Source organism: Desulfotomaculum defluvii (assembly GCF_054657375.1).
This window is the reverse complement of sequence record NZ_BAAHYV010000007.1, coordinates 117,934-144,784: the sequence shown is the minus strand read 5'-3', so window position 1 is coordinate 144,784 and position 26,851 is coordinate 117,934. Positions and strand designations below refer to the sequence as shown.

General features: G+C 42.1%; 23 protein-coding genes and 2 pseudogenes. 4 read left to right on the top strand and 21 right to left on the bottom strand.

From position 1 onward, the window contains the following. Positions 1–133 precede the first annotated feature (133 nt). Both istA and istB read left to right on the top strand, forming a co-directional pair. Positions 134–1,603 carry an IS21 family transposase gene (istA, locus tag ACYQ03_RS07775; RefSeq protein ID WP_459908985.1) on the top strand — a complete coding sequence of 490 codons (1,470 nt, stop codon included), beginning with the start codon at positions 134–136 and terminating at the stop codon, positions 1,601–1,603. Next, a complete protein-coding gene (istB, locus tag ACYQ03_RS07770; protein ID WP_459908983.1) occupies positions 1,600–2,373 on the top strand; it encodes an IS21-like element helper ATPase IstB in 774 nt (257 codons plus the stop codon). Before istA ends, istB begins: the two co-directional genes overlap by 4 nt. On the opposite strand, the gene ACYQ03_RS07765 is transcribed toward istB, so the two are convergent. The 16 genes and pseudogenes from ACYQ03_RS07765 to ACYQ03_RS07690 form a co-directional block, all read right to left on the bottom strand. Then, the gene (locus ACYQ03_RS07765; protein WP_459908981.1) at positions 2,350–4,230 is read right to left on the bottom strand and encodes a P-loop NTPase family protein; all 1,881 of its coding nucleotides are present in this window, start codon (positions 4,228–4,230) and stop codon (positions 2,350–2,352) included. The genes istB and ACYQ03_RS07765 overlap by 24 nt on opposite strands. An 843-nt stretch (positions 4,231–5,073) precedes the next feature. Further along, positions 5,074–5,232, bottom strand: coding sequence for a hypothetical protein (locus ACYQ03_RS07760; protein WP_459908979.1), 159 nt, complete (start codon positions 5,230–5,232; stop codon positions 5,074–5,076). Between the two features lie 201 nt (positions 5,233–5,433). Further along, positions 5,434–5,637, bottom strand: a complete 204-nt coding sequence (locus ACYQ03_RS07755) for a hypothetical protein (RefSeq protein ID WP_459908977.1) — start codon at positions 5,635–5,637, stop codon at positions 5,434–5,436. A gap of 764 nt (positions 5,638–6,401) precedes the next feature. Then, entirely contained in the window at positions 6,402–7,037 is a 636-nt protein-coding gene (locus ACYQ03_RS07750; RefSeq protein ID WP_459908975.1) for a restriction endonuclease PLD domain-containing protein, read from the bottom strand. Between the two features lie 218 nt (positions 7,038–7,255). Beyond that, a pseudogene (locus ACYQ03_RS07745) lies at positions 7,256–7,531 on the bottom strand (flagellin); the annotation flags it as partial. Positions 7,532–9,307: 1,776 nt separating this feature from the next. Next, positions 9,308–9,721, bottom strand: a pseudogene (locus ACYQ03_RS07740) (flagellin N-terminal helical domain-containing protein); the annotation flags it as partial. Between the two features lie 220 nt (positions 9,722–9,941). Then, a complete protein-coding gene (locus ACYQ03_RS07735) occupies positions 9,942–10,295 on the bottom strand; it encodes a flagellar protein FlaG (protein ID WP_459908974.1) in 354 nt (117 codons plus the stop codon). 132 nt (positions 10,296–10,427) lie between these two features. Then, positions 10,428–11,789: a flagellar hook-associated protein FlgL gene (gene flgL / locus ACYQ03_RS07730; RefSeq protein WP_459908973.1), complete on the bottom strand. Its 1,362-nt coding sequence runs from the start codon at positions 11,787–11,789 to the stop codon at positions 10,428–10,430. A 15-nt stretch (positions 11,790–11,804) separates the two neighbouring features. After that, complete coding sequence (gene flgK / locus ACYQ03_RS07725) at positions 11,805–13,595, bottom strand: flagellar hook-associated protein FlgK (protein ID WP_459908971.1); 1,791 nt, start codon at positions 13,593–13,595, stop codon at positions 11,805–11,807. 113 nt (positions 13,596–13,708) lie between these two features. After that, entirely contained in the window at positions 13,709–14,200 is a 492-nt protein-coding gene (locus ACYQ03_RS07720) for a flagellar protein FlgN (RefSeq protein WP_459908970.1), read from the bottom strand. 12 nt (positions 14,201–14,212) lie between these two features. Then, the gene (gene flgM, locus ACYQ03_RS07715) at positions 14,213–14,515 is read right to left on the bottom strand and encodes a flagellar biosynthesis anti-sigma factor FlgM (RefSeq protein ID WP_459908968.1); all 303 of its coding nucleotides are present in this window, start codon (positions 14,513–14,515) and stop codon (positions 14,213–14,215) included. Between the two features lie 68 nt (positions 14,516–14,583). Next, positions 14,584–15,663, bottom strand: coding sequence for a protein-glutamate methylesterase/protein-glutamine glutaminase (locus ACYQ03_RS07710; RefSeq protein ID WP_459908966.1), 1,080 nt, complete (start codon positions 15,661–15,663; stop codon positions 14,584–14,586). Then, positions 15,650–17,746, bottom strand: coding sequence for a chemotaxis protein CheW (locus tag ACYQ03_RS07705; RefSeq protein WP_459908965.1), 2,097 nt, complete (start codon positions 17,744–17,746; stop codon positions 15,650–15,652). Before ACYQ03_RS07705 ends, ACYQ03_RS07710 begins: the two co-directional genes overlap by 14 nt. A gap of 11 nt (positions 17,747–17,757) precedes the next feature. Next, complete coding sequence (locus tag ACYQ03_RS07700; protein ID WP_459908963.1) at positions 17,758–18,249, bottom strand: chemotaxis protein CheW; 492 nt, start codon at positions 18,247–18,249, stop codon at positions 17,758–17,760. A gap of 5 nt (positions 18,250–18,254) precedes the next feature. Next, complete coding sequence (locus ACYQ03_RS07695) at positions 18,255–19,040, bottom strand: flagellar motor protein MotB (RefSeq protein WP_459908961.1); 786 nt, start codon at positions 19,038–19,040, stop codon at positions 18,255–18,257. Next, positions 19,040–19,819 (bottom strand): flagellar motor protein, encoded by a 780-nt coding sequence (locus tag ACYQ03_RS07690; protein WP_459908960.1) that lies wholly within the window; start codon positions 19,817–19,819, stop codon positions 19,040–19,042. The genes ACYQ03_RS07695 and ACYQ03_RS07690 overlap by 1 nt, the downstream gene beginning before the upstream one ends. Before the next feature lie 421 nt (positions 19,820–20,240). On the opposite strand from ACYQ03_RS07690, the gene ACYQ03_RS07685 reads away from it, so the two are divergent. Continuing rightward, complete coding sequence (locus ACYQ03_RS07685) at positions 20,241–21,056, top strand: 2-phosphosulfolactate phosphatase (protein ID WP_459908959.1); 816 nt, start codon at positions 20,241–20,243, stop codon at positions 21,054–21,056. Between the two features lie 426 nt (positions 21,057–21,482). After that, complete coding sequence (locus ACYQ03_RS07680; protein WP_459908958.1) at positions 21,483–22,343, top strand: hypothetical protein; 861 nt, start codon at positions 21,483–21,485, stop codon at positions 22,341–22,343. A 240-nt stretch (positions 22,344–22,583) separates the two neighbouring features. Here ACYQ03_RS07680 and ACYQ03_RS07675 read toward each other — a convergent pair whose 3' ends face one another. From ACYQ03_RS07675 to ACYQ03_RS07655, 5 genes are all read right to left on the bottom strand, one after another. Beyond that, complete coding sequence (locus tag ACYQ03_RS07675; RefSeq protein WP_459908956.1) at positions 22,584–23,087, bottom strand: hypothetical protein; 504 nt, start codon at positions 23,085–23,087, stop codon at positions 22,584–22,586. Positions 23,088–23,316: 229 nt separating this feature from the next. Further along, positions 23,317–23,709: an 8-oxo-dGTP diphosphatase MutT gene (gene mutT / locus ACYQ03_RS07670; protein ID WP_459908955.1), complete on the bottom strand. Its 393-nt coding sequence runs from the start codon at positions 23,707–23,709 to the stop codon at positions 23,317–23,319. A 739-nt stretch (positions 23,710–24,448) separates the two neighbouring features. Further along, entirely contained in the window at positions 24,449–25,207 is a 759-nt protein-coding gene (locus tag ACYQ03_RS07665) for a hypothetical protein (RefSeq protein WP_459908954.1), read from the bottom strand. A 116-nt stretch (positions 25,208–25,323) separates the two neighbouring features. Further along, positions 25,324–25,974: a YczE/YyaS/YitT family protein gene (locus ACYQ03_RS07660; RefSeq protein WP_459908953.1), complete on the bottom strand. Its 651-nt coding sequence runs from the start codon at positions 25,972–25,974 to the stop codon at positions 25,324–25,326. Between the two features lie 171 nt (positions 25,975–26,145). Next, positions 26,146–26,790, bottom strand: coding sequence for an HAD-IA family hydrolase (locus ACYQ03_RS07655; protein WP_459908951.1), 645 nt, complete (start codon positions 26,788–26,790; stop codon positions 26,146–26,148). Positions 26,791–26,851 lie beyond the last annotated feature (61 nt).

Here is a 26,851-nt window from a genome sequence, read left to right as displayed (position 1 = left end):
CTTCAAAAATTAGTAGTGCTAACATAATAGTTGACCACCTTGGTGGCCAGTGATAATAAAAAAATTGACCACCTAGAGAGCCCAATCCTGTATGATGAAGTTGCTGAGACTAAAACATACAGGAGGAAAGGACATGCTCAAGATGGTCGATATAGAGTATATCAGAAAAAAACATTTTATTGAAGGTTGGTCAATACGTAAAATCAGCCGCAACCTTAACGTTGCGCGTCAGACCGTTCGTAAAGCTCTTCAAAGCTCAGACATACCAAAATACAACCTATCTCAAAACAAACCCTGTCCAGTTATGGACCCATATAAAAATATTATCAGGGAATGGCTAGAATCTGATAAAAACCAGCCCCCTAAACAACGACATACTGCCCGGCGTATTTTTAACCGACTCTGCGAGGAATATGGCTTTACTGGCAGTGAATCCTCTGTTAGACGTTTCATCCAAATTGAAAGAAACACCGTTAAAGAAGTATTTGTCCCACTTTCGGCCGATTGGGGTGAGCAAGCCCAGGTAGACTGGGGCAGAGCAAAGGTCTACATTAATGACCGCTTAACTGAGGTTTGTCTTTTCTGTCTAAGACTTAAAGCTAGTCTAGTTCCATTTGTTTGGGCCTCTCCTACTGAAAAATTAGAAGCGTTTCTAGAAGGTCATAGACTTGCTTTTGAGTGGCTGGGTGGAGTACCCGAGAATATTGTGTATGATAACCCGAAGACAGCAGTTACTAAGATTTTAAAAGGGCCATATAGGGTAGAGCACACAATGCTATCTAGCCTAAGAGCCCATTACCTCTTTGACAGTGAGTTTTGTAACCCTAGTAGAGGTAACGAAAAAGGTACAGTTGAGAATCTTGTTAAATATGTTAGGCGTAATGCCATGGTTCCCATACCCCGAGTCAATTCTCTTGAAGAACTAAACCAAAAATTAATAAGCTGGTGTGAAAATCAACGCCGGGTTCACGCTAAAGATTGGGAACAGGAACGCCCGGAATTGAGACCTTTGCCAGCAAGTCCTTTTAGATGTTGTAAAACCAACGTAGTTAAAGCTAACAGTTTACTTCTGTTCCAGTTTGACCGCAATTACTACTCTGTTCCCATGGATTGCGGACATAAAAAACTCCGGGCAGAAGCATTTGTGGATAAGATAGAAGTCTATGACAATAACAAATTAGTAGCTGTGCATAACCGTTCCTATAAACGTGGCGAAAAAGTCATGGAACTGGAACACTACTTGCCTGTAATTGCTCGGAAGCCAAGGGCTGTCAAGAATGCCCTGGTGGTTAGAAGGCTTCCTGACGTTTACCAAAAACTAAGGATTATGTTGTGTAAACGCTCTCCAGAAGGATATAGAGAGTATGCTAAGATTCTTCTCCTGAACATGGAGTATGATTTCCAAGATGTATTAACTGCCGTAGAGGGTAGTCTAAAGTCAGGATACATAGGGCTCGAGCATATACGACAGTTGTTAATAACTAAAGGATTAAGAATAAACCATACAGTCAAAAGAGTCCCCGCCAATACACTTCCCAAACTGGACATTCCCGTTGATAGCCCTGCTAAGTTTAATTATCTCATAGGGGGTGCTACAACATGAGTGAGCATTTAGATCCACGGGAGGCCATGGTGGATATCTACTGCAAGCAACTGAAGCTTCCAGGTTTGAAAGCTTCTTTCCGAGAACTGGCCCGGGATGCCATGGAACAAAACCAGACACCCACTGCATTTTTAGCTGCTTGTCTAGCTAAGGAAGTTGAGATGCGAGTTCAAAAAAGATTATCCACAAGACTGAAACAAGCTAAATTCAGTGAAATTAAAACTCTAGAAAGCTTTGATTTCATCAGTATTCCTAAACTTCCCAAGACAAAGGTTATCTCCTTGGCAGAATGTAAATTTATCAAAGAACGTGAAAATATCATTTGTATCGGCCAATCTGGCACTGGGAAGTCGCATATTGCCACAGCCATTGGGATTACAGCCATTCAGTTGGGATACAGGGTAAGATTCATAAAGGTTTACGACCTTATCCAAGAACTTTTAAAGGCTGAGAGCGAGTACCGCCTTCCTAGGTACCTAAAGCTCTGGAATAAATATGATCTTGTAATTCTAGATGAACTCGGGTACATAAACCTTGGTACCGGTAGCCCCCTTCTATTTCAATTCTGCTCTGAGCGTTATGAACGAGGAAGCCTGATCATAACAACAAACTTAGATTTTTCACGTTGGGAGGAGGTGTTTGGGGATAACGCACTAACCATCGCTCTTTTAGATCGGTTAACGCACCATGCCCATGTACTTCCATTTGTGGGTGAATCTTACCGTTTTAAAGAGAGTAAGGAAAAACTAGACCCAGATCAAAATCAATAAACCGCCTCGGGGGTGGTCAATTTTTTGGTTGTCACGGTGGTCAACTTTTTGATTGACATTACTAAAAAATAGCAAATCCGCATACTGCCTGCTGACTTTGATGTAAAACTTATCTTTTTTTCCCTGATTATTAAGTGATTCAATCACTTGCTTATAAAGTTTCTCCGCTTCATCATATTCTCCGCTAAGACGGACAATATTGGCTTCGGTGAATCGATAGAGAACCTCATAACGGCCAATGCTCTCTTTGCCTTCTTTAATTTTAGCTACTTCGGCCTTTGCTTCAGAAAGACACCCTTTCCTTCGTAAATAAACCGCATTAAGCAAATGATAGGCCTCTTTAAAAGCACTATTAACTAAAGATGAATGGTTGCGGAGTAAATCACCCACGTCATTCCAGTAGCCGTTGTCCATCAGATGAAAGCCAATTGTTAAAATGCCTTCAGTATTTTTTATATCGTTATAATCGATCTCATGAAGCATGGAAAGAATATAAGCAAAATATTTTTTCTTCAACTCGAAGGAGCGGCTAAGGTTTTTACTTCCTTCAGCTACGATTTCTAAAGATTTATCCCAAACTTCCTTTTTTAGCTTCAAATCGGTGGACTCCATAATGTATTCCCGTATACTGTCGTGAACTTTAAATAGACCAAGCTTAGTATCCAACACATAAATAAATGACTTATTAGTAAAGAGATCGAAAAGTGTAAGCGGAAAGCCAATATTGAAGAGTTGTATGAAATATTTAAAAAGCTCATAGTCAAAAAAGTTGATTAGACCAAGGATCTTAACAACTTCTCTTTCCTCCAATGACAGATGCCTCAAGAATCTTTCAATCACCTGGTTTAAAGGCAAGCGAAAATCATCGGAAAGGATGCTCTCCCCCCAGGATTTCTTATTTTCATAGATTGTAACACACAAATCCAGATAAAGTGGGATTCCATTTGCCGTTTCAATGATCGCTTCCCTTATCTCCTGTTCTAGGATGGGAACGGATTGCAAGTAATAATCGGCATCCTTATTAATAAGAACACCTAAAATATGCTGTTCCAGCACGGTTTCCCACTCTTTGTCATAGTCTGCCCATTTAACAAATTCGCGGCTACCTAAAACAAACAACGCCACTTCGCTGGATCCGATCAGGTCCATGATCCACTGTTCCTTCGAGTGAGTGACCACTTTGTTTTCCAGCTTCCTCAACATGGCCTCATAGGTGTCAAGAAAAATAATATGCTTAATATTCTTCCTTTCATACGCATCAGCCAGGCTTAAGCCTAAATAATAAGGGAGCCGCTCCCACAACTCCATCTCATCAAACGAATTAATCTCCAGGATTGTCTCTTTATATCTGCTGAAGGTTTTATGATACTTGTTCTGAAGGATTTCAAATCCCTTTTTTACTAATTTATATGGGGCAGATCCATCCGCAACCATATCGATGACTTCCCACGCAATGCTATCATCGGGAAGCATCTTTTTTTTCATATCCAATACCGAATGACCAGTTACAGACCAGTATTTTAATAGGGCATAGTCAAATAGAACTGAAGAAACCTCTAATTGGTTGCGAATCGCAATCAGGATATCCGTAGGAGAATTGAATTCAAATGCTTCCAAGCTGATAAAAACTACCTTATAGTTTTTCAGCTCATCCCGTTGCTTTCGATCCCTCAATTCATCCCGCAGGGATTTTAATAGCGTGGTTTTGCCAATTCCTCCAAAGCCATAATAAACAAGTACTTTTAAAGGAAATGTCTCATCATTCAACAGCTTCCAAAAGGACTCTCTTGGCTTCTCACGATCTGTAAATTTGCGAGTGGCTTCAAAGGTTTTCTTTTTAAATCGGTTGAGTGACATCCTCTTTATCCCCTCCTTGTCCATAGGGCGCCAACAACAATCGGTGCAAAGGCCAGGCCTTCTTCAAATCCCCCTCCGCCCGATGACAGCTTAGTGCATAATCTCCAAATTATTCCGCTATGTGCTAGACATGGCCAAACCCTACAATTGCCAATCTCTCCCTTTTTTCTATTTATTCTTCCCCTCCAAAAAACAATTTTGAAGGTAATAAAAAGTCCTCTTAATTTAGATCTTAGATATTAAAAATCCATCCTCTGTTCAATATTATCCGCACTCAGTTTCTTGCCTCTTATTAGACCATTCTGTTTATAACTTATAAATCCTACTGGCTGTATGGTTTATATGTAAAAAAACTGTCAAGGCGAACCCATCCAAACCTAAGGACAATTAACATTACCACCGTGATGTAGTTCACACCCACAAAAGTTATCAATGTATATAAAAAGCCATCACCGGGAACGTAAACGGCACCTTTAAAAACCTCATAGTAGCCCTTAGTTAAAGCTATCGTTTTACCCCTTCCCAAATAATGACGTCTTCCGAAACATGCAATTTTCTATTAGAACTTAAACAAGTACGCTAAGACCTTGTTACTAGTGCGTATTTGTTTTATTTCAGCGTCAAAGTGGTACCCCCCTTATCAACAAAAAATTCCCTCAAACTCTTAGTCGAGGGAATATAAAACACTCTTCAATTTTCACTTAAAAATTTTCCAAGCCATTGACACCAGCCTATTCCCACTCTATCAATACGACACACTCCACGTGGTTTTTGATAAAATGAAGCACGGAAATATTTTTTTTGCGTAAAAGTTAAGCCCCCTTATGGGCTTATATTTTCGCATTACATTGCCTGATGCTTTAAGAATACCTCGTCCGGAATCACCCGAGTAGGTATAGAATATTCAACAGCTGGCACTTGATAGCCATAGGCAACAATATCATATTGTAGGCCTGATTTCCACTGACTTAGCTTACTCACCTTGTTCATAGGTAGCAACAACTAGGTGCCTTCCTCAACTTGGTTGACTGTTGCTGCAGGTGGTCAGCTTGCACATGCTCCAGTACTTCTTTCCATGACATAACATGAATTTAACGTAAAAAGAACCCTCACCTTGCAGCCTTCCTTTTCACTACTTTGTTGTTCCGGTTAGCTAGGGATTTCCTCGAGCAAAAGGATAAAGGCAATAACATTGATGTGCTTTTAAACATACACATCCAGGTTATTGCCCAAGTGTGGTGGGTTGTACTTAAATCTATCTTCTATATCATTTAAAAATTGATTAAAATAAAAATCCGTATTCACTGCTGATGCCATTATCTGTTTAACAGACGCATCCTCCTCAGTGCGGTGGTTCTCCATCACTTTATCTAATATCATTAACGCACCAATGTTTGTAATATCCAATAGGTAACACTCCTCCCCTACCCGCCGCTAATTACATACATTGCAATATATAAAAACGAGATAAATAGCTAAATTCGGAGTGTTAAATTTGGTTAGTATTCCATATTAACTTATACAAATAAATAACAATAAGACCTTAAACGTATACAGCGTGTAAAGTTACCCTAGTCTGGCGGTTGCGCATTATTTGAATCTTTGGAGCTTATAATTAATACGAAACATCCTCCTTTCTTATCCTTTCTGTTTATTAATAAAAATTTCATATTCTATTTATAGTACCATAATTTGTTAATAAATTTTGTTGAACATTGTTGGAGATAAAGAAACTTTCTCATATCGGGTAGCCTTTACAAGATTACCTACCGCAAGAACCGTCCCCTTGGTCTTTGCTTTAGCTACTGAATAAAACTACTCTGCAGTGAGAGGGGTAGTGCAGTGTTTAAATCAAAAGAATATTCCCGCGTCTATTACAAACCCTAAATAATTGAAGTGTTGTTTGTTAAAAAATTACTAAAAGTGGGGGGCGGTGCCTGATTCAATCCGCTGGTAACCTCCGATGCTTAGTAAACAATTTTGCGCGAGATTGTGTCTGGCACCGCCTAAGTAGCTGTTGCTAGAAGAACAAATAAAGTAACCTTTGGGTTAGGGGTATAATTTACTTTAGTACGCTAAAGTGCCAGGCACCGGTTGGAAATCCCTGTAAGAACGATAAAACTACCTACAGAGGTAGCCTTCCTTTGTACCTTCTATTATAAGTATTCCGGTTAATTAGGATTTCCTATACGGCTAACTTTATAGTTATTAATATAATTTTTAATATTGTTATAATGTTTTATCAACAAGTCTTTTTCTTGACCTTCATAGTACGCTGAAACTCTAAATCCTTCTGACTCGGGTATATCATAAATATTAGAAAGTTCACATGAAATTTCTTCATCCCAAATGAATACATCGCACTCTCTTCTTGACCCAGCGGTATATGCTGGCCATGTTAAATTACTACTCCCTATAATCATGGCAATTGGCCTATTTTCTCTTACTTTTATATAAACCTTTGCATGCCACTCACCTTGGTCATCAATATAAAATTTCTTTATAGAGGCATTAGATTTACTTAGGTAATGCACAAACTTTATATATTTATGATAATGACAATTGCAATTAGTTTTATAATTATTATTAGCACACCTATTTCCAAAGTTACCTGCTAAGGTAATTAATATTGATTGTTCATAATCTTTAAACCCAGAATCTATTGCTGCAATTAGTTTTTTACATTCTAAAGTTGCATAACCAGAGGTTAGAATTAGTTCCTCTCCAGCTAAAGATACTAAACATCTTAGATTCTTTCCAAACGGATCGGTCCCCCTACTATTTTTAAATAAGATTGCGATACCCATATATATTCCTCCACTTAGTATTCACCCTTTAAAAATATTAAATATGGGAGAAGAGCCGAAGGTAAAATTCCCCGGCTCTTGTTATGATGATAATTAACGCAGTAGTTGTAATACACCATGTGATTATTTGTAGCCTGTGCTTTGTCGGCCCATTGGCTTCTTTATTGTTTAGAGAGGCCTCTAAGTTAGCTTGAGACCTCTCTTGTCAGTTAGGTAGATTATCTGAGCAACTGCAGTACTTGCTGGGGTTGCTGATTGGCTTGAGCCAGCATTGATTGAGCTGCTTGAGCTAGAATGTTGTTCTTGGTGAATTCCATCATTTCCTTAGCCATATCTACGTCACGTATACGTGATTCGGCAGCGGTTAAGTTCTCTGATGATGTTCCTAAGTTGTTAATTGTATGTTCTAAACGGTTTTGATAAGCTCCTAGCTCAGAGCGTTGGGATGATACGCTCTCTATAGCATTGTTGATTACTTTAATAGCAGCTGTTGCTTTTTCATGAGTAGATACGTCAAGGGCATACTCTACTTTATCATTGTTAGTGCCGTCAGTTACAGTTGATGTAGCGGTATAGTATGCACCTTCAACATTGCCTGCCTGGGCAGACGCCGCTGTACCAGAGATTTGCAATGCTTCTGCCCTCATATCTGCAATATCTATTTGGACACTTTGTCCGGTATTGGAACCAATCTGTAGTTTAGCAGTAAATTTGCCGCCTGAAACTTCTGTACCTGAACTACTTGTAGTAACAAAGTTTATTTGAGTATAAGCTCCAACTTCTAGGTCTTTAGATATGTCACCAACATCAAAGGTTACGCTACCTATTCCGTCACTAGCATGCAATGTAACATTTTTCTGGCCTGATTCAACAGTGACATATGGGCCCCATGTTGTGCTCTTATCATTAGCTTCCTGAAGAGCAGCTGTGTAACCTTGTTTTTGAATAGTGAACTGGAATGCATCTGTATTAGCAGCTGCCGCTGTAAAATTCGCAGCAGTAACACCAGTAAATGTTAAATCACCAATCTTGTTTGCACCATCTGTCATTGTTATATCTTCATAACCTGCAACAATTGACCATGTGGTCCCATCCGAATTTAATTTTTCTAACTGAGCATGAGTAGCCGTAGAAGCTGCCTTAGTTGAATTTGTTAGTCTATAGGTACCTGACTCAAAATTTGTTGTTGTTCCAGCTGAAACAGAAACCCCAGATACTGCACCCTTCACTGCCCCTGATTGTGCATTTGCAGCACTATAGGTAACTTTAATTGTATGCATTCCGTCTTCCAAACCCTTAGCTGAAACAATTCCCTCACCAGAAAGCATGGGACTATCTACAGTACTAGTAACTGTCAGGGCCGCGTCAAACTCAACAGTGATCTTGTTACCATCTGAACCTGATGCAATTAATTTACCATCCGCTTCATCTACACCTGCATGTAGTACCAGTACATTACTATTACCTGAGTCTTTAAAAAAGTCTACATCTTTCATGTAACTCTCATTTGCTGCAGCCTGATACCCACCCTTTGTATCGTTAGCACCCGTCTTATTAAACATTTCATTTACTATACGATCAACCAGTGCTTCCGCTGTAGTAGCTCCATTTACGTTCACTTTAAAAGCTGCACTACCAGTGTAGTCTCCTTTAGAGCTATCATAGAAAGCAATTTCTTTTCCGGAAACCCATAGACTTGTTCCAACCAAATCTGCTCCGGTTTTCCCGGAAAAGTCAATTTTGGCAGTAGCATAGTTACCTACAGCTGGCGTTGTTACTGCTGAGGTGTGAGCTATATCAGTTTCGATGCTAATATTTCCACTCAAACCAGTCTCTAAGCCAGTCGCTCTACCACCAGAAAATGAATAGGCTTTTGCAGCAATAACAATATCGGCATCAGAACCTGTAGTTAGCGCATAATTCTCAGAAAGGTAGCTATCTTGTTCAAACGCTTTTTTAAGTGATGCTTCAATGGCATCTGCGATATTTGTTGCAGTTGTAGCACCATGTATACCTACCTGAGTTGCTGTAGAATTAGCAGCAGTTAGTCCATCGTTTAATGTAAGGGTTATCTCTTTTTCACCTATTGTAAATTTAATTTCTCTGCCATCTGCAGCAGCTGTAGCAACATCGTCAGCAAAGGTTTCTGTTATGGTATAAGTAGTTTTTAAGTCTGTTGTTAGTGTATCTGCTGCACCTACACCACCTGATAACGTTTTAGGTACACTGATAATAGAACCCTTCTTAGCTACTGTAGGATCAACTCCCCCGCCATTGAGAAGTTTCTGGGTGTTAAACTCGGTAGTATTGCCTATCCTGTTAATCTCAGATGTTAGTTGGTTAAGTTCCTTTTGAATTTCATCACGGTCAACGCCAACGTTAGTGTCACTGGCTGCTTGGTTAGCAAGTTCGCGCATACGCTGCAAAATACTGTGGGTCTCGTTTAGTGCACCTTCAGCGGTTTGAATCATAGAAATACCATCTTGAGCATTACGTGAAGCTTGCTCCAAGCCACGTACTTGAGCACGCATTTTTTCACTGATGGCAAGACCTGCAGCGTCATCACCAGCACGGTTAATACGCAGGCCAGATGACAGTTTCTCCAATGCCTTATTGGTGTTGGTACCGTTGTTACTCAACTGACGATATGTGTTAAGCGCAGCAATATTGTGGTTAATTCTCATCCTTCATTCCTCCATGAAAAATATTTTACCGCATCCTTGCGGTAAAAGCTTGATCCGGTCGGCCGCCCGGATTTGCTTTCTGTTATTTATTTCGGCAGATATCCAGATAAGTTTAGGATTATTAACCGGTTTTTATGCTTGTACAGAAAAATAAACCAGCCTAGTTTAGTCCAGGCTGGTTTTAGTATCTTCATAAGACGGGAGTTTCATATACAAGATATTAAGCATAGCCATCCACCTGAACCCCTTTGGCATCTTCCAAGTGTGCAGCTAGTTTATCCAATTCATCATATTCTATTTCCCTCTCCTGGCCGGTTCGCTTATCCTTTAGTACCACCTTAAGCCTCGGTGGCGGTTCCTTGACTACTATTTGTATAGGATAATTTAATGCTTCGGCTAAGTGGTTGAGTCGCTCTACGGCGCGGTTTAGTTCTTTCTTGAGTTGGTTTTGGTCTCGGCCCTGGGCTTGGAGGAGGGTTTCTTCTACTCCGGCTTTTGGCTTTAGTGTTTGGTCTAGGGAGCGCATCATATCGCTCATGATGATGGATTGGAGGCCGCCGGCGCCTATTTTCATTGGTTATCACCTCGGTTTGATGGTGTTTACTAAATTCGTCGGTGTCAGGCACCTAGGGTTGTATATTGCCTAGTTAATAAAAACAACGTTCAGGGCAACTGCTTTTCTGAGTGCCTGAACGTTGTGGGTTGGTTATTTTAGATAATTTAACAAGGTTGTGTTGAGCAGGTTGGAGGCTGTCATTAGGGAAGCCTGATGAATGAGTTGGTTTTGGGCAACTTCGATGGTAAGTTTAGCTATATCGGCCCCTTGTATGTCTACGAGGATGCCCTTTAGTTTAACCTCCTGATCAGCTAATTGGTCCTGCACTGCCTCCAGGTGGCGGGTGCGAGCTCCTACGCCAACACGGTGCTTGAGGATTTCGTCATGGGCTACTTCCAATTGATCTAGGGAATCCTGGATGCCCTGGGCATTTCCTTCCTTGAGGTTTTTGGAAAGGTTTCTTAAAACTTCAAAGGGCCCACCGACGACTTTGACCATGGGTTGGCTGCTGTTCATTTTATCTTCCAGTTGATTGTCTTTATTATCCGGGTCTGCCAGTTTACCGAATACCCCATTGCTGACGCTGCGGTCTCCTCCAAAGAGGGTTAAATGACCATTACCGGTGGGGTATAATTCAGCATCTGGTGCATAAAGCTTGAAATCCTGGGTAACGGTATTTGCCTGCAATTTGATATGTCCTTGACCGTCATCTAATACTGTTATTTGTTTCTTGGCAGGTGTTGTGGATGTATCCGGTGGAAATTTTTCATCTATGGCTGCTTGCAGGGCATCCTTAATCTCACTAAAGGAATAATAGTTAGCTGGTGCTCCGGGTGTATTGCTTTGAATATGATTTTTTAGGTTAATTTGCTCAGCATGATCCTCATCTAATTGTAGGGTAAATACCATGTCATCATCGGTTAGTTTTGTACCTTCACTCAAGTTAGTACTGCTTTTTATAAAGTTATCTGTAACCCCAGCAGCAACCACCTCATAGCTATAGCCAAAAATAATCTCTCGACTGATCAAGTTTGTATCGCCACGATAATATATATCCCCAGAATCAGGATCACGGTAAAATGGGGGCTGGCCGTTTTTTCTACCTGCAAAGAGGTACTTACCACCCAGGGCACTGTTGCTCAGATCCAACAGTGCTTCTACTTGACGGTCAATTTGTTCAGCAATGGCGTTCATATCTTCCTGTGTTAAGGAGTTGGCACCTTGCAAGGCGAGAACTTTCGCATCCTGAAGAACTTTACCGATGGTGTCTAGGGCAGAATCACTCTGGTTCAGGTAGGCCAGACCATCTTCGATGTTGCGGCTGTATTGCTCATTGCTGATGAGACTGGAGTTGACGGACATTAGATAACTGATTTGGCTGGGGTCGTCCGAGGGCCTGTTGATGGTTTTACCTGTGGCAGTTTGTTCTTGATATTTTGCAGCCTTCTGTAAATTGTTCTGGATATAATTACGTAGGTTATTACCCAAAAGGTTAGTGGAAACTCTTAGCAATTCTTGTCACCCCTTTTACTGACCAATACGGTTGATAAGGTAATCTAACATTTCGTCCTGAATAGATATCATGCGAGCGCAGGCTTGGTAACCATATTGATATTGAATTACTTTGGTAAGTTCTTCGTCCAGGGACACACCGGAGACAGATTGTCTGAGGGCTTCCACTTGCTGTCCGATGGCCTGCTGGTTTTCCAGCATATTGTCGTGGTGGTCCACCAGAGCACCCACCTGGCCCACAATGCCCTGGTAGTAATTTTCAAAGGTGGTGTCAAGGACGGTGGTACTTAGGGTTTTCAAGCCGGGATTTTCATTGGTTTTGAGGTCGTAGAATAATATGTCGCTTTCTGTATCTATCTCAAGTTTAAAGGAACCATCTCCGTTATTAGCTGTAAGCACCAGTTGGCCCATGCCGTTGTCCCCCACGGTAACTTCCCCTTGACCAAACCTTTTATCTAAAACAGTTTGTAGTTTATCCTTAATTTCGGTAAAGGTGAGAAAGCCATCGCTGATACCGGCATCTCTAGCAAAGTTAATATATTGCTTTACACCGTTGGGTAGTTCGAGGGTAAACTTTGTTTTAGAAAGGTTGGTGCTGTTAAAGCTGATACCATTTCTCAAATCGGCTGTGGCAGTCAGGGTGCGTATGGGTGTACTGCGTAATTGCGTCACAGCTAGGGCATTTTCGCCGATGATCACTTCGGGATTGCTTTTGATTTCCTCACCCAGGGAGATATTGGCGGCCCCAGTGCCAGTAAAGAAGTTAAAGGGTTTTTGTACGTCAGCAGGGCCAGGAAGCCCTGATTTTTCATTGACTCTCTCAATGATGGCTTTGGCCAAGGTATCAAGCTTATTGGATACTGAGAGGTTTTCCAGTCTGGCTGATTCCTGTCCAAGAATGCTACCCTTGCCAGCTCCTTCTGGTCCCTGGGGATAATAATCAGCCAGTGCTGTCAGGTTCACTACATCTTGGTTATTGATGGCCAGATGATATTCATTTTTTTCTAAGCCCGCATCGGTGACCAGGGTAAGTTTGGCAGCTTCAACGTGATTGTTGCCTGTATTGCAAACTAAAATTGCAGCAGATTCGATAAATCTTATTTCAATAGAACCATTATCTTCGGTGGTTACATTTAGATGTCCGTATTTACTTAGTTGATCCAAAAGGTTATCACGTTCATCTAAAAGGTCATTGGGCTGGGCACCATTATATTTAACATTCATAATGGTATTGGTGAGTTCTGCAATTTGGGTGGTCAGTCGGTTAACTTCATTCACTTGGTATTCCAAGGAACCATTGACACTATCGTTGATATTGGCTAGCTGACTATTCATTTGTCTAAAGATGGTAGCCAGTTCGTCACCAGATTCCTTGACGGCCTTTTTAACACCGAGATCCTGGGGGTTGTTGTTGAGATCCTGCCAGTCGTTAAAAAAGTTAAGCAGGGTGGTTTGGAGCCCCCGACCGTCTGGTTCCAGGAATACGGTTTCCATCCTTTTGGCCATGTCTAGCTTTTTCTCCCAGTAACCTTCGTAGCTGCCGGATTGACGAGACTGGACATCCAAATATTGGTCCCGGATGCGCCGAACTTCAACTACCTCGGAGCCTGTACCTAACTGACCTGGGGTCATTTGGGTAGAAAAATCCGGGCGAGTCCAGGGATCGGTGGGTTTGATCACCGCTTCCTGTCTGGAGTAGCCGGGTGTATTTGCATTGGTAATATTGTGGCCGGTGACATCCATGGCTTTGCGATAGACCTGGGTGCCCCGTCTTGCAATTTCTAAGCCGAACCATGTTCCGGGCATTGTAAAAACCACCTTCGGTTAGCCTTTAGCTGTTAGCTATTGGCTGTTAGTCTTTAGTTTAGTGCTTTGTTCGACGGTGCCTGACACCTCATTTAAATTTTAGTCTTTGGGCGTTAGATCGTTTTGTTTAGGATTGAGGTTGGGGTATTGCTGCTGCCGGCTGTTTGTCCTGTGGGGTTGTAGGTTGCTTTTGTAGGTTTTATGGATTTTAGTAGGACTGTGTTGAAATTTAGGGCTTGCTTGGTTAGGATGTTGTTTATTTCTACTACTTTCTGAATGGCTGTGGTTGTTTCCCTTAGGCTGTGGGCAGCTTTATTTAAATCCTGCACTAGGTGTTGGGGTGCATGGGCTATGGTCTTGGTTAGTATTGTTCCCTTGGGTAACTTTAGCTCTTCCTCCAGGGAGGTTTGGATTGATTCCCTTTGGGCCTCTAGGTTCTTGACTCGTCTGGATAACAAATCCAGTTCCTTGAGGACCTCTTTGATGGCCTCCAGATCATTGTCCTTGAGAGCTTGGTTGTGTTGTTTCGTTGTCTCAAGCATCTTATTCAATTCATTATTTAATTCTATTAGAGCGTCTTTAAGGTTAAAAAATAAAGACTCCATCTGCACCATCCTTTAGATCTCTTTGTCCAGGAGCCTCTCTCGTAAAATTCCATCTGCAATTTTTTGGGCATCGGGCTTATAGGTACCGTCCTGAATTTCATTTTTTAGCTTGTTGACCAACTCCTGCCTTACTTCTGGCAGCTCTTTGAGGGCACTCTCTATTTCCTTTTTAAACTTGGCCTCTTGGGAAAGCTGCACGGAATCACCTGCAGGCTGGTTTACCCTATTGGCCTTATTCTTTTCCAATTTATTTTGTTGATAGGCCTGGAATATTTGACTGGTCGGTTTAAAACCGTTGATTTTCACTTCAATCACCCTGTTTCTTCCTCAAACTCTTGTATTTTATTATTCGGCAGAACAAGGCCTTAACTTTATATTAAATACTAAAAAACAGCTTGAATTTCCTGAACAATTTGTGGTAAGGGTACCATTTTCCCGGCTGCTCCTATATCTGCGGCGGCTTTGGGCATACCATAGACCACGCAGGTGCTTTGGTGTTCGGCAATGGTAGGCCCACCCCGTTCTTTGATGGCCAGCATACCTTGGGCCCCGTCTCGACCCATGCCTGTGAGCAGCACACCCATTGTTCGACAGCCATAAACCTCAGCAGCGGATTTCATGACCCAGTCCACTGAAGGACGAAAACCACCTGGTTTCAGACTGGCACCAAAATTAGTAAGGCTTACAGTGGCACCATTGCCTTTGGCTTTAAAGTTCAAGTCAAAGCCTGCCGGAGCTACCAACACCTGACCGGCTTTTATTTCATCGCCTTCTTCGGCGTGACGTACTGAGATGGCACTTTTTTTATCCAAATGCTCCGCCATGGATTTGGAGAAGCCCACGGGAATATGTTGCACAATCACCACCCCAGCTGGCAGATGAGCTGGTAAGTAAGGGATGATTTGCTGCAGGGCAGCGGGGCCACCGGTGGAACAACCGATTACCACCAAGTCTATCTTGCCACAGCGAAACTGCCTAGGTGTCTGAGCTACTGGTCGAACCGGAGGGGGTGCTGTTGGTTTTGGCTTTGCTGAGGTTTGTGACAGGGTGGTACGCACCCGTCCCAGGGATACCCTGGCTGCCACCTTTACTTTAGTTTTTAGATCTTCCACCATCTTAGGCAGCTCTGCTGAAGTGCTGGGTTTTGCCACAAAGTCTACCGCTCCGGCGGATAGGGCATCCATTGTTGCTCTAGCCCCTTCGTGGGTGTGGGCACTGAGCATGATTGCTGGTGTAGGACATTCCCGCATCAGGCGTCGTAGAGTAGCTATACCATCTAATTTAGGCATTTCTACGTCTAGGGTAACTACATCTGGCCGCAGTACCTTAATCTGCTGCAGGGCCTCTAAGCCATCTGCAGCACTGCCAATGACCTGTATTTCTTTGTCTTCCTCCAGCAGGCGGCTAATCAGCCGCCGCATCAAGGAGGAATCATCCACCACAAGTACTTTAACCGGCAGCATAGGCTAACTCCTCAGTTCTGAGGGATTTTACCAGACCCCTTACATCCACAATAAGGGCTACTTTACCGTCGCCTAAGATACAAGCACCGGAAAGTCCTGGGACCTGACCTAAGTAATCACCCAAAGACTTAATGACAATTTCCTGTTCTCCCAATAGTTTATCCACAACCATGGCTACCCGCCTATCTCCAGAACCTAAAATTACTACATACATCTTGCTGGATTCTTCATAGTCTGCGGCATTAAAGATACGACCCAGGCGAGCTAAAGGCAGAATTTTATCTCGTACCACAATGACTTCGTTGTTGCCGATACGGCGGATTTCTTCCTCATTAACACGAATGGTCTCCGAAACGTTGGTTAAGGGGAAGGCGTAAACCTGCTGTCCTAGGGTTACCATCAGGGCCCTAATGATGGCCAGGGTTAGGGGTAAACGGATGGTAATGGTGGTACCGGCACCCAGTTTTGTATCCAGTTCCACTGTACCATTGATCTGTTCAATGGAAGTGTTTACCACATCCATACCCACACCACGACCGGATAGGTCACTGATCTCATTATTTTTAGTGGAAAGACCTGCTCTAAAAATCAATTGCAAAGCCTCCCGATCGCTCATACGATCGGCAGTCTCTCGATCTACAAAGTCCATTTCCACTGCCTTGTTACGAATCTTGTTGGCATCCATGCCCCGACCATCATCCTTAACGGTGATGACAATGTGACTTTCGGCATAGGAAGCTTTTAAGAGGAGAGTACCCATGTCTGGCTTACCCGCGGCCTGCCGTTCAACTGGGGATTCAATACCGTGGTCAATGGAATTGCGAATTAGGTGGATCAAGGGGTCACCGATGACCTCGATAACGTTACGGTCCAACTCGGTTTCTTTACCTTCCATGACAAAGTTGATTTCTTTACCAAGTTTCTGGGCAGTATCCCTAACCATACGGGGAAAGCGGTTGAATAACTGTTCCACTGGCAGCATACGGGCTTTCATAATTTGTTCTTGCAAATCACCTGTAACCTGGCCTAGGTGATTGGATATTTCGTTAATGACCTCCACCATTTCATCAGAGCCAAACCGGGACTCAAAAATCTCTGCAAAACGGTTAAGGCGGGTCCGATCAATAACCAGCTCACCCACCAAGTTCATTAAGTTATCCAGTTTGGTTACATCCACCCGTACAGTTTTAATAGCTTTTTTCTCCATGTATTCAGGTCTAACTATATTACCTTCCTGCTTGGCGTCTTGGTTAGTTAAATGTTTTTCTATCACTTGGGTTTGTTCCATAGGAGCCCCAATACCATTTAACACCACTGGCTCAACTTCCACTAGGGTTACTTCGGAAATGGTCATGATAATATTTTTTATATGATCGGCATCTTCCTTGGCAATTAACAGTATTTGGAACCCAATGTCGTATTTGCCCTCTTGAATGTCTTCTGCAGAGGGTTCGCTTTTAATTATTTCCCCCTCCTGCTGCAGAGTTTCAAAGACAAGAAAGGCCCGTACATTTTTCATTTGACAATCCCGATCGATATTAATAGCTACTTTATAGCACTGAAAGCCCCTTAGCTCTGCTTCCCTAATTACATTTTCTTCGACATCTTCAATCTCTAGCCATTGCCTGTCTGTACCAACTGGGGCTGGCTGTATAGAGGCTGCATTTTGATTGTCATTGAATACACCAGACTGGGATGCAGTACTACTAACCTCTACAAAGGCTTTAATTTTCTCCACCACGGCTGTGGTATCTACCGCAGGGCCATCTCCGGTGACTTCATCCTTGAGGGCCTTGAGGGTATCCAGGGCTTCAAAGAGTACATTGACCATTTCAGAGGTGACATGAATTTCCCCATGACGAATCTTATCAAATAGGTTTTCCATTTCATGAGTCAAATTAGTCATATTCTGGTAACCCATAATTCCAGAGGAACCCTTAATGGTATGGGCGGCTCGGAAAATTTCCTGGATAATCTCCGGGTTGCTTTCATCCCGTTCCAAAACTAGTAAGCCGTCGTTGATGACTTGTATTTTTTCTTCCAGTTCATCGATAAATACACCGATTTCGAGATCTGAAAACACGCCTACACCTCCTATACCTGACTTTCATCCATATTGGCCTGTAGCAGTAGGTTCTTTTCTTCTTCCATGAGAATTTTATTTTGATCCAGAAGTATGATTAGTTTCTCTTCCAAAATGGCAATACCTCTGATGTAGGCTGATTCAATGCCATCGATCACCGGCGGGGGTGGTTCGACATTGTTAATGGGTATACGAAGTACTTCCTGCACCGAATCCACAATGACACCAATGGTTTGGCCAGAAACTTCCAAGATGATAATGCGACTATCTTGGGATTGCTCATTTTGCCCTAGACCAAAACGTTTGGCCAAATCGATCACTGGGATAATATGTCCTCGTAGGTTGATAACTCCTTCAACAAAGTGAGGTGAATGGGGGATTTTGGTTATACTCTCCATGCGAATAATTTCAAATACTGAGTTTATATCCACACCGTATACCTGCCCCATTAACTGAAAAACAACCGTCTGTTCTTCTTGAAGAATTTGGTTAAGATTAGTCACATGGATCACTCCTTATTTTCGGTGGGAGGAAGGGTATCTGCGACGTTAACGGCCTCTGGTTCCACTTCCTGATATTTAGTCCGAATCACAATAATATCTACCCTGCGGTTCTGCTGTCGATTAGCATCTGAATCATTAGGTTGTCTTGGTCGGTATTCCCCATAGCCGGTGGCTGATAGCCGTTCCGGGGGAATTTGATTATTATTAATCAGATGGTGCACCACACTGGCAGAACGCACCAGAGAGAGTTCCCAGTTGGAAGGAAACTTACTGGTTCTAATGGGTAAATTATCTGTATGCCCTTCTACTCGGATGTAGTTTGTAGTTTGGCTAAGAATAGCGCCCACTTTATCCACAATGTCTCTGGAGTTGCTAGTTAGCTCGGCACTGCCCAATGGAAACAGCACCACATCCTGAAAACTGATGACAACCCCTCTTTCCTCAATGGCCACGGTAACTTTGCCCGCTAAGCCATTGGCATTGACATATTCTTCAATTTGTTTTCTAATCTTTTCCATTTTCTGTTGTTCAATTTGCTCAATAGCTGTAGTAAGTTCCTTATTTTCGCTGGCCCCAGGGACCATGGAGGGGCCACCGCTTTCCATAATGCTAGAACTACCACCCATGGTTTTGGCTAGGGAGGAGGCAATGGCATGGTATTTATTGGCATCTATTTTACTGAGAGTATACATGACAATAAAAAAAATTAACAGCAGGGTAATTAGATCTGAGTAGGTAATCAGCCAGCGTTCATTATTTTCCTTTTCTGGTTCTTGACCCCTTCTTTTCATTATGCTTCACCCTCATCCTGCAACTTCTTGCTTTCTCCGGGTTTGATAAAGGCATTGAGTCTTTCACGGATAATGGTGGGGTTGTAGCCTGCTTGGAGGGCCAAGATGCCCTCAATAACCATTTCTCTCAGTACCAATTCCTTTTTGCTCAGGTTTTTTAGTTTAGACCCGATGGGCAACCAAAAGATGTTAGCGGAGCCAACCCCATAGAGGGTGGCGATAAAGGCCATGGCTATGGCCGGACCCAAGCTGTCTGGATCGGATAGGTTTCCTAACACGTGGACCAAGCCCATAACAGTACCAATAATGCCCATGGTAGGAGCATAACCACCGGCCGCTTCAAAGATATGTACACCTACTTGATGTCTATCATAGGATGAATAGATCTCGGTTTCTAAAATGCTGCGCACCATTTCCGGGTCTGTACCATCTACCACCAATTGCATGGCCTTGCGGAGAAAGGGATCGTCGAGGGTATCCAACTGACTATCGAGGTAAAGTAAACCTTCCCGGCGAGCCTTTTCCGAAAGTTCAACGATTAGGTTGATGGTTTCCGTAAAGTCTGGAACTTTTTTGGTTATGGCTGTTTTAATTAATATGGGTATGGAAAGAACTTCTTTGGTGGAAAAGGCAACTACTGTTGCCCCAATGGTTCCACCCACCACAATGATAAAAGCCGTTGGTGCAACCAAAGCACCAATATGGCCACCTTCTAAAAGAAAGCCAGTTATCAGGCATACAGCGGCAAATATAATCCCCAATGGGGTCATTATTTCCAAAAATTTCACATCCCCTATATATATTGAATAATTACCTAAGTTTACGACTAATGTCTACTAAAATCCTGCCTTAAATGGTTAGTTAAGGAATTTGTTGTAGTATTTTTTAGTTATTAGTCGTTAGCGTTTAGCTATTGGCCACTATGGCCGCTGGGAATTATTTCCTTAACACAACGGTGCCAAGCACTTGCTCGCTTATAGTTGTTGGCTTGTGTTAAGAGATTTCCTGCGGCAAGAGCCAGGCACCTAGGTTTCCTTTCTGCTGGTGTTTAGACCCGTTTTTAGCTAAGACTAATAGCTAACTGCTAACAGTTAACAGCTAAAGACTAAAAACTAATAACTAATGGCTACCTCCTTTGTTAGTATAATATAATAATAATATTAATCATTGGTTCAAATTAGATAGAAAAGAGATGATTTTGTGAGAATTTATCTAGTACCCACCGTAAAGGACATAGAAAAGGACATCCTTCTAAATAAATCGGCTGTTATGTTTGATATCTTAAGGGCCAGCAGTACGATTTCGACAGCTTTAGCCAATGGCTGTACAAGTGTTATTCCCGTGTCAGAGGTTACAGAGGCCTTTGAACTGGCCAAACGGTTACCGGAAGGCACCTTTTTGTTAGGCGGCGAAAGAGGTGCGGTAAAACTTCCCGGTTTTCATTTAGGTAATTCACCACTGGAATACCAGCCAGAAACTGTTAAACAGAAAACTGTCATTTTAACCACCACCAATGGTACCCAAACTGTTTGTAGGGTAGCAGAGGGTTGCGGTAACGTAATGATTGGCAGTTTGCTCAATGCTTCGGCTGTGGCTCACAGTCTTTTGGCTAAACAGCAGGATGTAGTTTTGGTCTGTGCCGGCACCCGGGGGAAATTTTCCCTAGAGGACACTCTGGCTGCGGGCATGGTGATAAGGGAAATTGTTAAGAAATTAGGTAAAAGGAAGTCTGCCAACCAAGCCAGGATAGCCCCAGCCCAGAAAGTATATCTAGATGAGATACCTCTAATGGACAAGGGTGAGTTGATAATGGAAGATGCTGCAACGGCTGCCCTGAGATTGGCTGAGTACTATGCAAATCAGCCGCTGCAGGCCTTATACGACTCCTTACATGGGCAAAAGCTAGTTCAAATGGGTTTGGTGGCAGATTTGGCCTACTGTGCCCAGGTGGATTTATTTAATGTAGTGCCGGTGTATCGGGAAGGTGTGATTGGACTGGAAGCTGTTAGCTTTTAGACTTTAGCCTTTAGCTGTTAGCTATTCTGAAGGTGGCTTAAGTTTCAACGGTGCCAGGCAGTTGCTCGCTTGTAGTGCTAGCTTAGTTTATAGGTTTTATATTCGGCAATAACTAGGCACTTCACACCTGAGTTGCATTCTGCACGGGGGTCAGACCCCTTATGTTTCGCTAATGACAGGGAAAATGGTTCCCCTTAGCTGAGCTGAGGTGCTGGCCAAAAGTCAGTGCCTCCTTATGAAATGTTCAGGCCCTAGGCCTTGGCTTTCTGCTTTCCAACTTTTTGCTTTCTGCTATCGGCTAATGACTAAAGGCTAAGGTGGCATTGAATATTCTTCAATAATTCGCTATTATATAGGTAATGGCTCAGAATTTTGGGGCAGGCTTCGGTATCAACCGTAAGCCTGTTTTTATTGGCTACGAATGAGGTGATAACCTTGAAAACCTGGTATGTTGAGGATGCTGGTGGCGGTTGCCAGGCCTTTGGTGAAGTGGTTGTTTTGGTGTGTGAGGAAACGGGGGAGATTTTTTCCGCCCGGGTTCCTGTTACCTGGACCAATAAAATGGGTTGGGAAGAACTGGTCTGCAATTTGCTGCTTGAATTGATGGAAAAGGCCGGGGCCACTAAAGATGATGAATATTTGGTCTGTTCTGGAAATATTTTTCATACCTATCACAAGTGGCTGACCGAGCAAGAATATAAATGGCAAACCCACAAGATGGATGGACTAGCCCACGATGCAGCAGAAAATGAATTTCACCGAATGGTGGTGGAAACTGGCTTTCCAATAGATATCAAACTGGAGAACCGAGACTACCGGACCTATTATAATGCCATTGAAAAGTGGATTTCCAGTAACCCTGAAAGGAAAAAAAGGTACTGGAAAGATCGGGAGGTTCGTAAAAAACCTGCTGTGCCGAGGTATGTATTAAAAAGCACCATGAATCGAGCCCGTACCTGCCAGCACTGTAATAAGCCCATCCCCCCCTTTAGTCCGGCAGTGGAGTTAAAGCATCGGATCGAAGGACGCAAGATACGTTATTTTTACCATCCAGCATGCAGTCCAGTGGAACCTCTGAAGTCTCAACTGAATCAACTGGAGGTATCCTGGCGCGGAGGTAAACTAACAGGAATACTGGTTCCCTGTCCAGAAGCTGTTCACTGCAGCATCTGTGGTCAACCGGTAGAACCTGGTCAGCGTACCTTTTATGCCTATGACAATGACCAATTAGTCTGCTGTCACCCTACTTGTTTTGACAAACCCTGTTCAAACGGAGATATTTGTTAAGTTCCTTGGTCGTAGGCTACTTAGCAGTAAGGTGTTAGCGGAAAGTTGGGAAATTGGAAAGTTGGAAAGCTAAAAGACGGTATCAGTAAAAGATGACAAAGGTATATGTTAACCGTGGTGCTTCAGATCGCTACAGGCTAAAAGCTAAGGGCTAATAGCTAAAAGCTGACGGCTGATGGCTGAAAAGCAAATTGATGACAAAATGCAAAACGACACCGGCTCAGGTGTCGTTTTTTGTTCTTAGTGGTAGGTTATATTTTTCTTAACTGCGGTTCCCTCTAAAATCAACTGCAATTTTGCTAATTCTTCTATGTCTTGGTTTACCTCCACCAATTCCTTCACATGATAATAGAGCTTTTCCAACCCACTGGCAACGTTCCGAACCAGTAAAGCAAAGGGTTTATATTCTTCCGTAAAGATTAACGAGGCTCCCTCTTCTAGTTCGCTAATATCTCCCAAAATAACCACATTACCTTTCTCGGCAATGAGGTAAATAAATTCCCACATTTCCATGGCAAAGGCTAGGATTAAACCTTCACCCTGATCCCAATTAATTTCTAACACTACTAAATATTCTGCTGTGTTAGTCATAACCAAGTCCCAGGAAAACCAATAATCAATTTCTTCTCCTGAGTGAAACCGTTCAAACAGTTGGGCCATATCCTCCTTTAGCGAAGGGATTATGACAACCACCGCTATTTCAGATTCCCCGATAAACTCAGGGAATACTACTTGTTTTAGCAAATCCAATCTCCCCTTTTAGGCACACTACATAAAAGTAAACAGGTACAAAGACATATATATCATAATCCTATTGTATTGTATAGGAAATATAACAAAAAAATAATTTCAAACCTATATAGATAAGTTTGACTTATTGCCTTAATTTAGTAACTATGGTATCTTGTATACATTATACTCGCCGTCTCCAATTTTATATTTTTTTAAAGCCTGCTCACGTGAGCAGGCAATTTTATATATCAATACTTTGTAGTTTTTTTATAACTGGTACATCGGCAGCGGTAAATTCGTAAAGGTCCATTTCCTTGGTAGTGACCCAATGAAAATCCTGGCAATCCCGGGTAGTTGGCTTTTGCCCCAGGTAGTGGCAAGAGTAACACAAAAGTAAAATATGCCTTTCTCCATAGCAGTGGGAAATCACTTCAAAAATATCTCCCACTTCTATTTCCATATCCAGTTCTTCTATAATCTCCCTACGGAGGCCATCTTTGGGATCTTCACCATAGTTAAGTTTACCGCCGGGAAACTCCCATTTTAGACCATGATCAGCATTACTTTTTCGCTGTGTAATTAAGATTTTATTTTCTCGCTGAATAATGGCAGCGGTGACAACAAGAGTGTGCATGGCTTCTCCTCTGATTCATTGGCTTTCTTATCTTATTTTACCACTTTAAGACTTATCTTACCCCATGGAATATTGACCAAAGACTATAGTCCTAAAGAAAAATAGACCATTCTTCCCATTATAAACATTCCTGGTGTCTGCTATAAATAACATATAGAGGTTATAAGCTATCACACATACTAGCAAATCTGATATTCTATTTTGTAAGCCACAAAGAACAGGATGACCATTCTGTTCTTTGTTTTTATAATAAATGAAAGTAGGATTAATTATGAGATATTGCTCTTATATGGGTACCCAAAAGTTGAGGTGCTCTATATTTAAAACTGCAGGTTTTGCCACTAAAAATATGAGTGTCTCACAAAACTGGTGGGATAAATATTGCACTTCAGGGGCTCAATTTCAATGTCCAAATTATAAAAAGCTTCGCCAAATGCAAGAAGAACAGCGAAGGAGTAAAGGATCTAAACTAAGTTCTCACTCAGTCTCTGATAATAATGTTTATCAACATAGTGTAAAAAGTAAACAAAACCTAAATCCCCAAACGCAAAAACAAACCAAAAAAGTTATCTATAACCCTGTTCACGCCCATGGGGGTGTGGCACCTCATTACTGTGAAAAGCCTTGGCGTTCATCTGATTTACGTTTTCGGGTGATAAAATCTTTATTTTACTTAAAGCCCTGGAAGTAGCTAGCTAGGGCAACAAAGGTCTGAAATAACTATAGTTTGAAAGTTTTGCTACTGGCGCCAATTCTTTGTTATGGTTGAAGCTAGCAAGGATAAGGCTTCAGGATCATTAAAATATGCCAAGTGTCCCTTTATCGGGTTGAATTTTTCTAAATCCCATTGAATATTGCTGTCAGCACCACAGGTGCTGTAACTAACCAAATGGGGACAGGCCACATCAACTATGCCAGCCAAGTTAGTCCAGTGGGCCGCCGTGGGTCGTTCAGACAAATTAGCCCTAATGGCTAACCACTTACGAAACCAAAAGATGGGACTACCCAGGGTGATGAAGTGATTGACTTGGTAAACTAACTCCGGTCTCTGTTGTAGGGCACAGTAGGAAATCATGGATCCCAGGCTGTAGGCAATTAGTGTGATCGGGGGTATTACTTGTTCTATTGATGCATAAAAACGATTATTTACCCTCTTATAGGTCGAATCATTCAACATATAGGAAAAAATATCGCCAAAGTTATCTGCTACTAGATTAACCAATGTTTTTATGGGCCCCCGACCTAGAAGTTGAGTCAATTTATCCCCACGAACCAATTGTTCTCGGAAATCCTGCTGCAATTGTTCCAATACATCCCTTTTAAATATGGAAGAAAGTTTGTTCCAGCCATCCCCAGGTTGAGGCACAAGATCATAATAATAAATGCCATTAAAATTTATCTGGGCCGGGTCTAGGCCCTTTTTAATTAAATAGGGTTGCAGCTTTTTGCCCCAATGCTGCCAATATTTCTTGTTTGGGTTGTGACCCATACCGTGCATAAAAAGTATAGTACCTATGATTCACACCTACCTTCCGTGCTTATCATAGGTTATGTTTTGGTATTTCTTAAAGTTACTTTAGTTAATTCACTAATAACTATAAACTTGTTATATCCTTAAACATTATTTGTTCTCAGCAAATCTATCCTACTAGTAAACCATTCTTGTTTACCACATAAAGTAAAAAAGTTGAGAAACACTTCGGTGGTCCAGCCAATGGTCAGGCAAAAGGCCAGTGTGCCTGCTCCCACCGGTCCACCTAGGAAAAAGCCGATAATAACTACAGATATTTCTAGTATGGTACGTACAACACTGATACGCCAGCCAGTTACTTTATAAATTCCCATCATTAAACTATCCCTTGGCCCTGTTCCCATATTAGCAGTTATATATATACCTGTACCTAAGCCACATCCTATAATTCCTGCCAGCAAATACAAGCAGCGCATCAGGTAGGTTTCCTGATGTGGTACCCAACCTGCGGCCATTATTATATCGGTAAAAACACCAATAAAGATCATATTTAAAATTGTAGCCAGTCTGGGCTTAACACCTAAGGGATATGATACTATAACACAAATTATACCTGCGCCAATCATAACCTGACCAAAGGTAAAGGGTAAATAGTTGGTTAATCCCAGGTGTAGTACATCCCAAGGACTTACTCCCAAACGGGCCTCCACTAAAAAAGTAATGGCAAGGCCAAAATTAAAAAGGCCTAGCATTAACCAGGACAATTGTAGAAGGTGGAATATTAACTTTTTCATTTTATAAACTCCTGTTTGGCTATTTAGCTTTTAGCTGTTAGCAAATTACGCAGTGTTATTAATAGCTAATTGCTAATGGCTGACCCCAAAGTCTATCCCTTAAGCCTAAATAAATTCTAGTACTGTAGTGACAAAAAGTAAATAGACAACGGCCTGAAAATGGACCGTTTTCTATTTATCTTGATCCAGAATATCTAATAAATCCGCCCACTGATATAGCATAAAATCAGGTTCAAACTGCAGTAGCTCAGTTGCCTCCGCCATACCCCAGCTAACAGCAATGGAAGTCACTGCAGCAGCTTTGGCAGACATAATATCAAAGGGGCTGTCACCTATGTAAGCAGCATCCTCCACAGGAACCTGCATTTGTTGCAGAGCTGTCAAGATGGGATCCGGCTGGGGCTTATGGCGGCTCACATCTTCCACCCCGATCATTACATCCATATATTTATCAATGCCTAAAAAGCTTGTGCTTCGCAAAGCTACATGACGGGATTTGGAAGTAACGACTCCCATTCTCAGACCCCTTTGGCGCAAGTTTTCCAGCATCTCCAATGTATCGGGGTAGGCCCTTGTCTGAGCATCATGTTCAATGGCATAATGATGCTGGTATAAGCTGAAGAAATCCTTATGTCTTTCCGCCCCGGCAAATTTCCTCCCAATATCAACGAGCGGTAGCCCGATACATTTCATAACTTCGCCATTACACCAGGGTAGCTTCATTTCTTCAAAAACCTTCTTATAGGTACTCCTAATTAAGGGTAGTGAGTCAAGGAGAGTACCATCCAAATCGAATAGTATAGTTTTTATCTTCATTAAGGAAGCCTCCATTCTTATTCTGGTATTGTACTACGAAAAGAGGTAAAAACAAAGCCCT